The following is a 13842-nucleotide window of genomic DNA, read 5'->3' as shown; positions in this document are numbered from 1 at the left end:
CCATGAGAAAGCATTGGGTACTGATTACGATAACGATTGCCGCCGTGCTGGCGGCGGCTGCCTACTTCCGGTTCTTCTTCGTCTTCGGCGAGGGCGTCAAGAGCGGAGAACTGAACTACGTCGTCTACAAGGGCGTGCTTTTCAAGACCTACGAAGGCAAACTGATCCAGACCGGCATCCGCTCGAAAGCCGCCGGGTCGATCCAGTCCTACGAGTTCGAGTTCTCGGTCGAGAACGAAGCGCTGGCGCGCGAGCTGATGCTGCAAGGGGGAAAGACGCTCGAACTGCACTATAAGGAGTATTTCGGGGCGCTGCCCTGGCGGGGCTTCACGAAGTTCGTCGTCGACAGCATCATCACCGTCCGGCCTGCGGAGCAGGGAAAACAGGGCGTCGACCGATAAAGCGGTCCGCTCCGCACAAACGAAAAAACGTTGCAGGCAAAGGCCCTGCAACGTTTTTTTCGAATCTGTTCCGGGTTTTCTAAAACTCCTTGACCTTGCCGCGGTTCAACAGCGGCAGCAGGAACGAGATGACCGCCGCCGCAAGCCAGAAGATCGCCACAGGGCCGAAATCGTAGTGTTTCACCCCGTCGGCGGCAACGGTGATGTTGGAGTCGATCAGCCAGCCGCTCGCCACGTCCTGAATGCCCGCAGCGATATAGGAAGTCATCCCCACGACGCCCAGCGCGGCGCCCGTAGCCTTCCGCGGCACGATGTCGACGGCCATCAGACCCCCCAGGAAGCAGATCAGCACGCCGATGGCGATGCCGAACAGCACCATCGACAGCACGTTGACCCACATGGCGTTGCCTCCGTAGAAGAACAGCGCCAGCGCCGCGGCGTTCAGCACGCCGAAAATCAGCGCCGGAACCTTCCGGTCGCCCTTGAAAAGCTTGTCCGAGAACCACCCCGAGAGCACCGTGCCGAGAATGCCCAGCAGCGCGTTGATCGAGACCACCGAGATCGCCTCGACGTCCGAAAAACCCTTCGCCTCCTGCAGGAACAGCACGCCCCAGCCGTTGATCGCGTAGCGCGAGATATACATGAAGGCGCTCGCAGCGGCAAGAATCCATACCGCGGGGGTGCGCAGCACCTGCTTCTGAATCTCCTTCACCGACTTGTCGGCCGAGGCCGCCGGTTTCTCGTGCGCCAGCGCCTCCACCGGAGGCAGACCCTTCGATTCCGGGGTGTCGTGCAGCATCAGCAGGATCACGACCACGCCGATGGCCCCGGCTATCGCCGAGCCGAAGAAGCCCGCCTGCCAGCCTGCGAAGGTCACGATCGAACCCACGAACAGGAACGAGAAGAACTCCCCGAGGTTGTGGCTCGCCGAGAAGAAACCGTAGTAGGTCCCCCGCTCTTTCAGCGGATACCAGCGCGAGAGCGAGATGATCGCCGGGGCGGCGCCCATCGACTGCGACCAGCCGTTCAGGCCCCACATCACGGCGAACGCGATGAAGATCACGGCCGTGGGGATGACCGAGTGCATCAGCCCCAGCACGCCCATCAGCATGTTGGCCGCCGCAGAGACGATCAGGCCGGTGGCCATGAAGCGTTTGATGTTGCAGTAGTCGGCGATGAATCCGTTGACGAATTTGCCGATGGCATAGGCGAACAGCAGCGCCGAGCCGATAACGCCCAGCTGCGAGGCGTCCAGCGAGCCGCTGTCGAGAATCGGTTTCTTCATCACGTTGAGGCTCGTCCGGCAGACGTAGTAGAGGCTGTAACCGAGCGTGGCGGCGATGAAGGCCTGCATGCGCAGGCGGCGGTAGTATTTGTCGCGGGCGGCCTCGTCCATCTCCCGGGCGGGAGCGGGGGCGCTGATGCGGTAGAAGCGGGAAATGCGGTTCATTGCAGCTCCTTAATTATGCAGCCCGCGCGAGCGGAGGTAGGATATCAGCAGTTCGGGACGGTCCGTCTGGATCATCGTGGCCCCCATGTCGACCAGCTTCCCGTAGACTTCCGCCGGGTCTCCGCCGAAGGCCGCATCGTCGTCCAGCCCGCCGCAGAGCGAGGCCCAGAGCGAGTTGACCCACAGTTTCGAGCCGCCCGCCACGACCTTGTCCATGCACTCCTTCACCTCGGGGGTGTATTTGTTCCAGCAGACCTCGTAGGCAAGCGGCGCGATGCCCTTTTCCTGATACTCGGCGAAAAGCGCCCTGCCCTGCGGCTTGAGGATGTCGATGATCGGCATGTACATCATGTTGCGCGGATGCTCGGCGAACTTCGCGGCCACGGCATCCGTGCTGCGCTTGCCCTTGATCAGAATCTGGTCCGTGACGCCCAGCTCCTCCGTGACGGCCAGCACCAGGTCGTAGTACTCGTAACCCTGGTCGACATTGACCACGATCCGGTCCTTGCACACCTCCAGCGCCTCGCGGAGCGTCGGCATACGGTGCGTCGTCTTCACGCCGTGGCCCGTCTTCAGCACGCACCGCCGGATCGAGTCGTAGGTGATGTCGCAGACGCGGCCCTTGCCCGAAGTCGTGCGGTCGATCGTCCGGTCGTGGCAAAGCACCAGCACACTGTCCTTCGTGAGTTTCAGGTCCAGCTCCATGATGTCCACGCCCATGCCGATCACCGATTCGATGGCGGCGATCGAGTTCTCGGGGTAGTTGCGCCAGTCGCCCCGGTGCGAAGCCACGACGACGTTTTTGGAGCGGGGGTTGTGGATTTCGGCGACGATCGCCGCAGCGCGGTTTCCGGAAACCGGTTCGGTTTGCGTGCAGGCCCCGAGCAGGGGAAGGCAGGCGAAAAGGATCAGCAGTTTTTTCATTTTTAGAAATTTAAATTGGGTTAAATAAGGTACATAAAACAGCGCTCCGCAAAACCATGCGGAACACCCACCCGGCCCTATTTTCTGCGAACGAAAACCGAAATCGTCCGAAGGCCCGTACAAATGTAACGAATTTTCGCGCAAATGCAACACTCCCGGATAAAAAATCGCAGTGTCCGTTACGTATGCCGGGGTCTTTTTTCGTACTATATACAGGCGAGGTCCCCGATTAACGGGCAAAACCGCCCGCCCGAACAAACCAAACCGACGAAACCCGAAGAACACCCCCCCCGGCCAAAACCGAAACCGATTCTCGACACCGCCCGCATTCCGACACCGGAAATTTCCGCCTCCCGGCAGCTCCCCGGGATGAAATTCGCCATCTCCGAAACCCGCCCGACGCCTCTCCCGCCGATCCGAAAGCCCCGTCCGCCCCGTCGTCCTGCGAACCGGATCATAACCCCTGCATGGGGTCCCGCCCGCCATACGAATGTCCTGCAAAGAGACATTCGAAAAACTTTATCGAAAAACGATAAATATTTTTTGATATTCAAAATTTGTTCCTATATTTGTCGCCGTAACGATCCAAAAACAAAACATCAGCGACTATGGATTTACTCACAGTAGAACACGTCACCAAACGCTACGCTTCGCACACGGCGCTCGACGACGTATCGCTCGCCATCCCCAAAGGTTCGGTCTACGGACTGCTCGGACCCAACGGAGCCGGCAAGACGACCCTGATCCGCATCATCAACCGCATCACGGCGCCCGACGCGGGCCGCGTGCTGTTCGGCGACCGGGAGATCGCTCCCGACGACATCTACCGCATCGGCTATCTGCCCGAGGAACGGGGTCTCTACAAGAAGATGAAGGTCGGCGAACAGGCCGTCTTCTTCGCCCGTCTCAAGGGCCTTTCGCGCCGCGAAGCCGTCGTGCGGCTGAAGCAGTGGTTCGTCCGGTTCGGCATCCAGGAGTGGTGGGACAAGAAAGTGGAGGAACTTTCGAAAGGCATGGCCCAGAAGGTGCAGTTCATCGTCACGATCCTGCACGAACCCGAGCTGCTGATCTTCGACGAGCCGTTCTCGGGCTTCGACCCGATCAACGCCAATCTGCTGAAAGACGAAATCCTGGCGCTGCGCGACAAGGGCGCGACGATCATCTTCTCGACGCACAACATGTCTTCGGTGGAGGAGATCTGCGACCACATCACGCTGATCAACAAATCGCGCAACATCCTCTCGGGCGAGGTCGACGAAATCCGCCGCCGCCACGGCTCCAACATCTTCGAAGTGGCCTACCGCGGCGAGGAGCAGACCCTGCGGCAGGCCGTCGCGGGCCGCTGCGAAATCCTCGACGGCACGCAGGAGGAGTCGGTCTACCGGACGCTCAAGCTCCACGTCGAGAGCGACACCGACGTGCGCGGGGTCATCAGCGCGGTCAACGACGCCGTCGAACTGCGTTCGTTCCGCGAGATCATCCCCTCGATGAACGACATTTTCATCAGAGCCGTGAACGGCTCGTTATGAAAAGCCGTTCCGGCCAGACGACAATCCCCCGTTGAAGAGGGGAGGAGTTTCGAAAACCAACGACAAACGACTTAATCACATCCTGTCATGTCCAACATATCCATCATCATCCAGCGCGAGTTCAACGAGCGCGTACGTAAAAAATCCTTCATCATCACCACTTTGCTGATGCCCGTACTGATGATCGGGCTGATGGCCGCCCCGGCGCTCATCATGCAGTTCTCGCGGGGCGACGAGAAGGTCATCGCCGTCATCGACGACAGCGGGCTGGTGGCCCCGAAACTCGAAAACGACGAGGAGATCCGTTTCGAGACCACGGAACTCCCGACCGAGGAGGCCCGCAAGCAGTTGACCGACAAATTCGGCGTGCTCTACATCGGCGGCGACATCCTGAAAAACCCGAACAACGTCCGGCTCTACGCCAACTCGTCGTCGTCGCTCTCCCTCGAAAGCAACATCACGGGGCAGATCGAGCGCATCCTCGAAGCCGAGAAACTCAAGGCCTACAACATCGAAAACCTCTCGCAGATCCTCGACGAGGTGAAGACCTCGGTCAACATGCAGACCTTCCGCAACGACAAGTCGCAGGAGGAGGACACGCAGGCGCAGTCGTCGGCCGTGGCCACGGGCGTGGGTTACGTCCTGGGATTCATCCTCTACATGTTCCTGCTGATCTACGGCTCGATGGTCATGCAGTCGGTGATCGAGGAGAAGAACAACCGCGTGCTGGAGGTGATGGTCTCGTCGGTGCGCCCCTTCGACCTGATGATGGGCAAAATCCTCGGCGTGGCCTCGGTGGCTATCGTACAGGTGCTGCTCTGGGGCGTGCTGATCGCCGGCGTCGGAGCTTTGGTGATGCCCCATCTGATGCCCGAAGACGTGATGGCGAGCGCCCAGGCCATGCAGCAGGGCATGCCCGACGCGGCTTCGATGTCCGGCATGAACCCCGAGATGCTACAAGCCGTGGCCGCCATGACCGACCTGGGCTATATCGTCAAGATCTTCGTCAGTCTGCTGCTGTTCGTCTTCGGCGGCTACCTGCTCTACTCAGCGATGTTCGCCGCCGTGGGTTCGGCCGTGGACAACGTGCAGGACGCCTCGCAGCTGCAAATGCCCATCACGCTGCCGATCATCCTCGCGCTGTTGATGATGTTCGTCGTCATCAAGGACCCCAACTCGCAACTGGCCTTCTGGTTCTCGATCATTCCGTTCACCTCGCCGATCGTTATGATGGCACGCATCCCCTACGACATTCCGCTGTGGGAGGTCGCTCTCTCGCTCGTGGTGCTCTACGCCTCGTTCGTGGGCATGGTGTGGTTCGCGGCGAAGATCTACCGCGTGGGCATCTTCATGTACGGCAAGAAACCGTCGCTCAAGGAGCTGTTCAAGTGGATACGGTACAAGTACTGACGCCGGGCGTCAATTAAAAATGAAAAATTAAGAATTAAAAATTGGCACCTGTTTTTCTGTTATCAAAATAACAGATTCTTAAAATATTTTCATAAATTTGTCCCGAATTAGGACTTACCGAAAATCATTTCAACAAAATACTTAAAAATCAAATAGCTATGATCTCGATCGACAACTACGATTTCAAAGGCAAGCGCGCGATCATCCGCGTGGATTTCAACGTGCCCCTCAACGAGAAGGGCGAAGTGACGGACGACACGCGCATCCGCGCCGCCATCCCCACCATCAAGAAGGTGCTCGCCGAGGGCGGCTCGGTGATCCTGATGTCGCACATGGGACGTCCCAAGAAGAATCCCGATCCCAAATACTCGCTCGAGCAGATCGTTCCCGCCGTCGAGAAAAACCTCGGCACGAAGGTTGAGTTCGCCGGCGACTGCATCGGTGAGAAGGCCGCCGAAATGGCCAAAAACCTCAAGCCCGGACAGGTTATGCTGCTGGAAAACCTGCGTTTCTACGCCGAGGAGGAGGGCAAGCCCCGCGGCCTGGCCGAAGACGCCTCGAAGGAGGAGAAGGACGCCGCCAAGAAGGCCCTGAAAGAGGGTCCGCAGAAGGAGTTCGTCAAGAAACTCGCTTCGCTGGCCGACTGCTATATCAACGACGCGTTCGGCACGGCCCACCGCAAGCACGCTTCGACCTACCTGATCGCCAAACAGTTCCCCAACGACAAGATGTTCGGCTACCTGATGGAGAAAGAGGTGAAGGCCATCTCCTCGCTGATGGAGGCCCCGGCCCATCCGTTCTGCGCCATCGTGGGCGGATCGAAGGTTTCGTCGAAGATTGGCGTGATCAAGGCGCTGATCGAGAAGGTCGATTCGATCATCATCGGCGGCGGCATGACCTACACCTTCGCGGCTGCGCAGGGCGGTAAGGTCGGCGGCTCGATCTGCGAACCCGACATGTTCCCCGTAGCGCTCGAGATCCTCGAGCTGGCCAAGAAGAAGGGCGTGCAGCTGGTCATGTCGCCCGACGCGCTGATCGCCGACGCATTCTCGGCAGACGCCAACACCAAGGAGGCGCCGGCCAACGACATTCCCGACGGATGGGAGGGTCTGGACATCGGCTCGGAGGGCAAAAAGGTCTTCCGCGAGCACATCCTGGGCTGCAAGACCATCCTCTGGAACGGCCCCGTGGGCGTGTTCGAGATCGACAAGTTCGCAACCGGCTCCAAGGAGGTGGCCCAGGCCATCGCCGAGGCTACGAAGAACGGCGCCTACTCGCTCATCGGCGGCGGCGACTCGGTAGCCTGCATCAACAAGTTCGGCCTGGCCGACCAGGTGTCGTACATCTCGACGGGCGGCGGCGCGCTGCTCGAATACATCGAATTCGGCGACCTGCCGGGCGTTGCGGCCATCCGCGACTAACCGGGCATACCGTAACAATTACAACGGCGGGGATTTCCGGTTTTCACGGAAGTCCCCGTTTTATCAAACCCCGAACGACATGAAAAAAATCATTCTTTTCGCAACAACAATGGCTTGCATGACAGCCTGTCAGAATACCCCCAAGACCCCGGCCCTCGACATGGCGAACTTCGATCTGTCGGTAGCCCCCAACGCCGATTTCTACGAGTACGCCACGGGCGGCTGGCAGAAGAACAACCCCCTGAAGCCCGAATATGCGCGCTACGGCTCGTTCGACATCCTGCGCGACAACAACGAGAAGCGCATCAACGAACTGTTCTCCGGCATGACGCAGCAGAAAGCCGAGCCGGGAAGCGTCGAGCAGAAGATTTCGGACCTCTACAAGATGGGGCTCGACTCGGTGCGCCTGAACGCCGAGGGCGCCGCTCCGATCAAGGCCGCCGTCGACGAAATTCTCGCCATCGGCGACCGCTCGCAGCTGACCGCCGCAGTGGCCAGGCTCCACTCCTCGATCGCCAATCCGTTCTTCGGTGTGGGCGTGCAGTCCGACCTGATGAACAGCGACATCAACGCGCTCTACGCCTCGCAGCCCGACCTGATCATGGGCGACCGCGACTACTACCTCGATCCCGAGAACGAGTCGATCCGCACCGCCTACAAGGAGTATCTGGGCAAAATCTTCCGGCTGTCGGGCGTTCCCGAGGCCGACATCGACAAGGCCGTCGCCGGCGTGCTGTCGATCGAAACGAAGCTGGCCGAGAAAAACTGGTCGAGCGTCGAACTGCGCAACATCCCCGCCATGTACAACCCCACGAAGAAGGCCGATTTCGAGAAGGCCTACGATGCCATCGACTGGGCCGAGTACTATAAGACAATGGGCATCGGCGATTTCGAGCAGATCATCGTGACGACCCCCTCGGCCCTGGCCAACGCCAACGAACTGATGAAAACCGCCCCGCTGGAGGACATCCGCTACTACCTCGCCGCACAGTACATCGGCGCAGCCGCCAGCTACTTGAGCGACGACTTCATCAACGCGTCGTTCGACTTCTTCGGCCGCGTGATGTCGGGCAAGCAGGAGCAGAAACCCCGCTGGAAGCGCGCCATGTCGGTGCCCAACGGAACCCTTTCGGAAGCCGTCGGCGAGATGTACGTGGCCAAGTACTTCCCCGAGAAGGACAAGGTCCGGATGCTCGACATGGTGAAGAACCTGCAAACGGCCCTCGGTCAGCACATCGCCGCCCTCGACTGGATGTCCGACGCCACAAAAGCCAAGGCGCAGGAGAAACTCGCGGCCTTCACCGTGAAGATCGGCTATCCCGACAAGTGGAAGGACTACACGACGCTGAAGATCGACCCTGCGAAGAGCTACTGGGAGAACATCGTCGAGGCCAACGCCTGGTATACGTCCGACAACATTTCGAAACTGGGCAAGCCCGTGGACAAGGACGAGTGGCACATGTCGCCCCAGACGGTGAACGCCTACTACAATCCCACGACCAACGAAATCTGCTTCCCGGCCGCCATTCTCCAGCCGCCGTTCTACAACCCCGACGCCGACGACGCGGTGAACTACGGCGCCATCGGCGTGGTGATCGGCCACGAGATGACCCACGGGTTCGACGACCAGGGCCGCAATTTCGACAAGGACGGCAACATGAACAACTGGTGGACCGACGAGGACGCCGCCGCGTTCAAGGCCAAGACGGACATTCTGGTCAAGCAGTTCGACGCGATCGAGGTTCTGCCCGCCAAGGAGGGACAGCCTGCGATCTTCGCCAACGGCGCATTGTCGCTCGGCGAGAACATCGCCGACCAGGGCGGCCTGCGCGTTGCCCGCACGGCCTACCGCAATTCGCTCGCAGGCAGGGAGGCTCCCGCCCCGATCGACGGATTCACTCCCGAGCAGCGTTTCTACCTGGGCTACGCCACGCTGTGGGCGCAGAACATCCGCGACGAGGAGATCGCCCGTCTCACCAAGCTCGACGTGCATTCGCTGGGCAAATGGCGCGTGAACGCCACGCTGCGCAACCTGCAGGATTTCTACGACGCCTTCTCGATCGCCGACGGACCGATGTTCCTGCCCGAACAGGATCGCGTAATCATCTGGTAACCCGCTTAAAAAGCGGGTTTCAGGGGCGATGCCGGGCCATTCTGGCTTACGATCCCGTTCTGCGCCCGCCCGCTTAAGAAGCAGGCTTCAGGGGGCGACGGCCGGCCGGCAGGATTCCGACCAAGCTCTGCGCCCGTCGGCTTGAGAAGCGGGCTTCAGGGGCGGTAAACGCCCACCGGAATCACGCCCCGGTCCGGAACGCTTCATTCAATAAAAAAGACGGCAGGGAGTTTTCCCTGCCGTCTTTTTCGTCTCCGGGCGGTGCAGCCCGGCTTTCCCCGCCGCGCGCCCGGTCCGGCGGCGGAGAACCGAAAAACCGGGCTTCGAAGCATCCATTTTTCGCTTTTTCTTTTAACTTTGTGCTAAAGAAGAAACGATGACCCGACATAAGGCATATACGAAAATTCCGTTTGCGGCGCTGTTTTTCGCCGCAACGCTGATTTCTCCGGCGCTCCATGCCCTGAACATCCCGGACTACCGCTTCCACACCATGCCCGAGACCTCCTATTACGGAGGCATCCACAGCATCGCCAAGGACAGCGTCGGGCGTATGTGGTTCAGCGGCTACGACGCCCTGTTCATGTACAACGGCACGTCGTTCGTACGGATGACCGACCTGGTCACGAACCTCTTGCCGAATTCCTACTGGTCCTACGGACAGGTGATCACGGACAACCGGAAAGGCCTGTACGTAGGGACTAACCAAGGGCTGCTGCGCTTCAACTACCGGAAGCTGGAGTTCGAATTCGTTCTGGAGGGCAATATCGGCTCGGTCACGGCGAACAACGACGGGACGGTATGGCTGATCCGCAACAACGGCATCGAATCGTTCAGCCCCGAACGGCTGCCCGCCGTGACCCGCTATCCGATGCCTCCGGAGATGTCCGCACCCGGGCGGACGCTGACGCTGGTGTGCACGAAGGAGTACGTTTACGCCGCGTCGGGCGGCGATCTCTACCGCCTGAACCGGGAGACCGGGCAATACGTCCTCTTCGCATCCGTCGGCGGCGGCAGCTGCGTGATCCGCGACGTGGTGGAGTGCAACGGGTCGGTATATGTCCTCACGCTCATGGACGGGCTCTACGAATGCGACGGCAACGGCAGGATCGGACGGTATTTCCGACTGCCGCTCGAATACGAGAAATCCGCCGGCGCCAAGGAGCTTCACCTCGATTCGCAGGGCATCATCTGGGTAGCGACGCAATCGGGACTGCTGCTGCTGGAGCCGCTTACCGCCAGCACGCAGCTGCTGCGTTCCGACCTCCACTATCCCTACTCCCTGCCCAACAATTCGGTATGGTCGATCTTCCCCGATCCCGACGGCGGGATATGGGTCGGCACATACGGCGGCAAACTGGCCTACATGACCTTCGCGGACAACGGCGTGGACTATTTCAAAGCCACGCCGGGCGGGCTGAACCATCCCATCGTCAGCTGTTTCGAAGAGGATTCGGAGGGCAATCTCTGGATCGGAACGGAGGGGGGGGGAATTAACCGCTGGGACCGCCGCGACGGCCGGTTCGTCTATTACACGCAGGAGAGCCGCTGCGGCCTGACGTCGAACATGATCAAAAAGCTGTGGCACGACGGAAACGACAGGCTGCTGGTCTCGGCGTTCAACGGCGGAATGCGGGTCTTCGACGAACGGCAGGGACGTTTCTCCGACCTGTACATGAACCATCCGGCCTCGGGACAGCCTTTGAGCGTCTATGACTTCGCCAAGGAGGGCGACCGGGGCATCTGGCTGACCGACCCGGACGCCGAGCTGATGTACAAGGATGCGAGTACGGGACGCGTGGAGACGGTCCGGCTGACAGACGCACAGGGAAACGCCGTCCGCATCCATATCGAAACGCTGTTCCACGACGAGCGGGGCGACCTGTGGCTCGTCGGGCACGACGGCGCATACGTCGTCGATCCCGCCACACGGCGGATTCTGAAGCGCCATTACATCGCAGAGGCCCCCTATTCGGTCAACAACCTCTGCTCCTACTGCGTCACCTCCGACTCCGACATCTGGTTCGGAACCCGTGGCGGCGGGGTCAACCTGCTGCGCCGCAACGGCAGTTACGTCAATTTCAGGGACCGGAACGGCGAAGGGCTGGAGGGCAAAACAGTCTTCGGCATCCTCGAAGACACCCCCTCGAAAGATGTCTGGTTCAGCACCAACGACGGGCTTTACTATTACGACCATACCGACGGGGTGATCCGCAAATCGCAGATCGACATCCCGAACCGCTGCGGGGCCTACTACGTGCGGGCTTGCTACAAGACCTCGAAAGGCGAAATGCTGTTCGGAGGGACGGACGGCTTCATCCTCTTCACCCCGGGAAAGATCAAATACAACGACCAGAAGCCAAAAGTCTATTTTACGGACCTGCTTATCAACAGCCGGCCGGCCGTGCCCGGCGCCAAGAACTCGCCTCTGGAGAAAGCCATTTCCACGCTCTCCTACCGCGGAGGCGAGGGCGACGTGATCGAACTGTCGCACCGGCAGTCGAATTTCGAAATCCGCTTCTCGGCGAACAGCTACCTGAACGCCGAGAAGAACCAGTATGCCTACCGCCTGCTGGGACACTCCGAAAGATGGTCCCTGCTGCCGCAGGGACAGAAGGTGGTGCAGTTCTTCAACCTGCCCGCCGGAAACTATGTCTTCGAGGTCAAGGCGGCCAACAACGACGGCCTGTGGGGCGACGAGGTTTCGGCGCTCGGCTTCAGGGTGCACCCCTCGCCCTTCCTCTCCCGCTGGGCCTACCTCGTTTATGCGGCGCTGCTCTCGGCGGTGGCCTACTTCATCTGGCGGTATTTCACCAACAAGAAGATTTTCGAACAGCGGCTCGAACTGGAGCGGATCAAGGAACAGAACATGAAGCAGCTGACCCAGGCCCGGATCAACTTCTTCACGAACATCTCCCACGACCTCAAAACTCCGCTCACGCTGGTCGTCGACCCGCTGAAACAGCTCAAGGAACACCTGCCCGCCAATGCGCCTGGCAATGCCTACGTGCACCTGATCGAGAAGAACGTGGGGCGCATCCAGCGCATGATCAGCCAACTGCTTCAGTTCCGCGAAATCGAGAGCCAGAAGATCACCCTGAACCGCCAGCCGGGCGATCTGATCCGCTTCATCGACAGCATCTTCTCGCTGTTCGAGTTCTACGCCAACAAGAAGGGGATCGAAACCGGCTTCAACTCCCAGTATGAAAGTTTCTACACCAAGTTCGACCACGACGTGATCGAAAAAATCTTCACGAACCTCTTCTCCAACGCGATCAAGTACGCCTCGGAAAACGGCTATGTCGGCGTGAGAATCTACCCGGCGCGGCAGGAGCAGCGCCCGGAGTCCGCTCCGCCGGCCGCCGGCACCGAATACATCGCCTTCACGGTCACCAACACCGGGGCGGAAATCCCCGACGACAAGAAGGAGGCCATCTTCGAATCGTTCAACCACCTCTCCGACCGCCGTCCCCAATTCGAGAGCAGCAGCGGCCTGGGACTGGCCATCGTCAAGGAGCTGGTCGGCAACCTCAACGGAACCATCACCCTCCGTTCGGGCAACTCGAAAGTCGCGTTCACGGTGGTCCTGCCCTTCACGCTCAACGCCGAAAAGACCGACAGCGCCGCCGAATCGTACGAATACACGGTCTCCGAAATCGACAACCTGCTGACCGAATCCGACGTCATGGCTCCCAACGACCGGCACGACCGCAAGGCGTGCAACATCGTGGTCATCGAGGACGACCCCAACCTGCGGAGCTACCTCGAACAACGGCTGTCGAAACACTACAACGTATACACCGCGGCAAACGGCAGCGAAGGCATCGCCAAAGCGGAGAGAATCTGCCCCCAGATCGTTATCACCGACCTGATGATGCCCGAAGCCGACGGCTTCGAGGTATGCCGCTCGCTGCGTTCGAACATCAAGACCAGCCATATCCCGGTGATCATGCTTTCGGCTCTGGGCAAAAACACCGAAAACAAGATCAAGGCACTGGAATGCGGAGCCAACGTGTTCATCGACAAGCCCTTCGATATGGATTTCCTGCTCAAACAGGTTGCCAACCTCATCCGCACCCAGCAGGAACTCAAGGAGCGTTACAGCAAGAAGTACATCGCCGAACCGTCGAAGATCACCATTTCGTCGATGGACGAGGAACTGCTGAAAAAGGCGATGAACTACATCGAACGGAACATGGACAACAGCGACTACAACGTGGACTCGTTCGTGTCGGACATGTCGATCGGACGCACGCTCCTCTACCAGAAGATCAACGACATCACGGGCATGTCGATCAAGGAGTTCATCATGGACGTCCGGCTGAAACGGTCGGCCCAGCTGCTCCGGGAGTCGGACCTGACCATCTCCGAGATCTCGGTCCTGACGGGATTCGCCAATCCCAAATATTTCAGCATCTGTTTCAAACGGCATTTCGAACTGACCCCATCCGAATTTAAGAAGAAATCCTGACGCAAACCGCACGAAAGGAGCCCACCGAACCGGCTATGAATATCTCGTGCTTTCGTATCCGCCGGAGCAGCGTCCGCATCTGCCCGCAGAAACCTTCCCGCCGTCGCCCCGCGCGACCGGCAGGGA

8 protein-coding genes are annotated in these 13842 nt (G+C 59.9%); 6 read left to right on the top strand and 2 right to left on the bottom strand.

All coding sequences use genetic code 11. The features are described 5' to 3' along the window. Nucleotides 1-2 precede the first annotated feature (2 nt). Nucleotides 3-401 carry a hypothetical protein gene (locus tag NQ492_RS07715; protein ID WP_015546871.1) on the top strand — a complete coding sequence of 133 codons (399 nt, stop codon included), beginning with the start codon at nucleotides 3-5 and terminating at the stop codon, nucleotides 399-401. 79 nt (nucleotides 402-480) lie between these two features. Here NQ492_RS07715 and NQ492_RS07710 read toward each other — a convergent pair whose 3' ends face one another. Next, a complete protein-coding gene (locus tag NQ492_RS07710) occupies nucleotides 481-1851 on the bottom strand; it encodes an MFS transporter (RefSeq protein ID WP_015546872.1) in 1371 nt (456 codons plus the stop codon). Nucleotides 1852-1860: 9 nt separating this feature from the next. Next, entirely contained in the window at nucleotides 1861-2775 is a 915-nt protein-coding gene (locus NQ492_RS07705; RefSeq protein ID WP_015546873.1) for a glycerophosphodiester phosphodiesterase family protein, read from the bottom strand. Between the two features lie 608 nt (nucleotides 2776-3383). Between NQ492_RS07705 and NQ492_RS07700 the strand changes: the two genes are divergently transcribed. The 5 genes from NQ492_RS07700 (at nucleotide 3384) to NQ492_RS07680 (ending at nucleotide 13716) form a co-directional block, all read left to right on the top strand. Then, nucleotides 3384-4304, top strand: coding sequence for an ABC transporter ATP-binding protein (locus NQ492_RS07700; RefSeq protein WP_015546874.1), 921 nt, complete (start codon nucleotides 3384-3386; stop codon nucleotides 4302-4304). A gap of 87 nt (nucleotides 4305-4391) precedes the next feature. Continuing rightward, nucleotides 4392-5714 carry an ABC transporter permease gene (locus NQ492_RS07695; protein ID WP_015546875.1) on the top strand — a complete coding sequence of 441 codons (1323 nt, stop codon included), beginning with the start codon at nucleotides 4392-4394 and terminating at the stop codon, nucleotides 5712-5714. Between the two features lie 158 nt (nucleotides 5715-5872). Further along, a complete protein-coding gene (locus NQ492_RS07690) occupies nucleotides 5873-7135 on the top strand; it encodes a phosphoglycerate kinase (RefSeq protein WP_015546876.1) in 1263 nt (420 codons plus the stop codon). Between the two features lie 79 nt (nucleotides 7136-7214). After that, nucleotides 7215-9248: a M13 family metallopeptidase gene (locus NQ492_RS07685; RefSeq protein ID WP_394798011.1), complete on the top strand. Its 2034-nt coding sequence runs from the start codon at nucleotides 7215-7217 to the stop codon at nucleotides 9246-9248. A 376-nt stretch (nucleotides 9249-9624) separates the two neighbouring features. Beyond that, the gene (locus NQ492_RS07680; RefSeq protein WP_015546878.1) at nucleotides 9625-13716 is read left to right on the top strand and encodes a hybrid sensor histidine kinase/response regulator transcription factor; all 4092 of its coding nucleotides are present in this window, start codon (nucleotides 9625-9627) and stop codon (nucleotides 13714-13716) included. Nucleotides 13717-13842 lie beyond the last annotated feature (126 nt).

Origin of the sequence: Alistipes shahii WAL 8301 (genome assembly GCF_025145845.1) — a bacterium.
GTDB classification, from domain to species: domain Bacteria; phylum Bacteroidota; class Bacteroidia; order Bacteroidales; family Rikenellaceae; genus Alistipes; species Alistipes shahii.
Note: the sequence above shows the minus strand (reverse complement) of the source record. Positions and strands in the feature narration are given on the sequence as shown.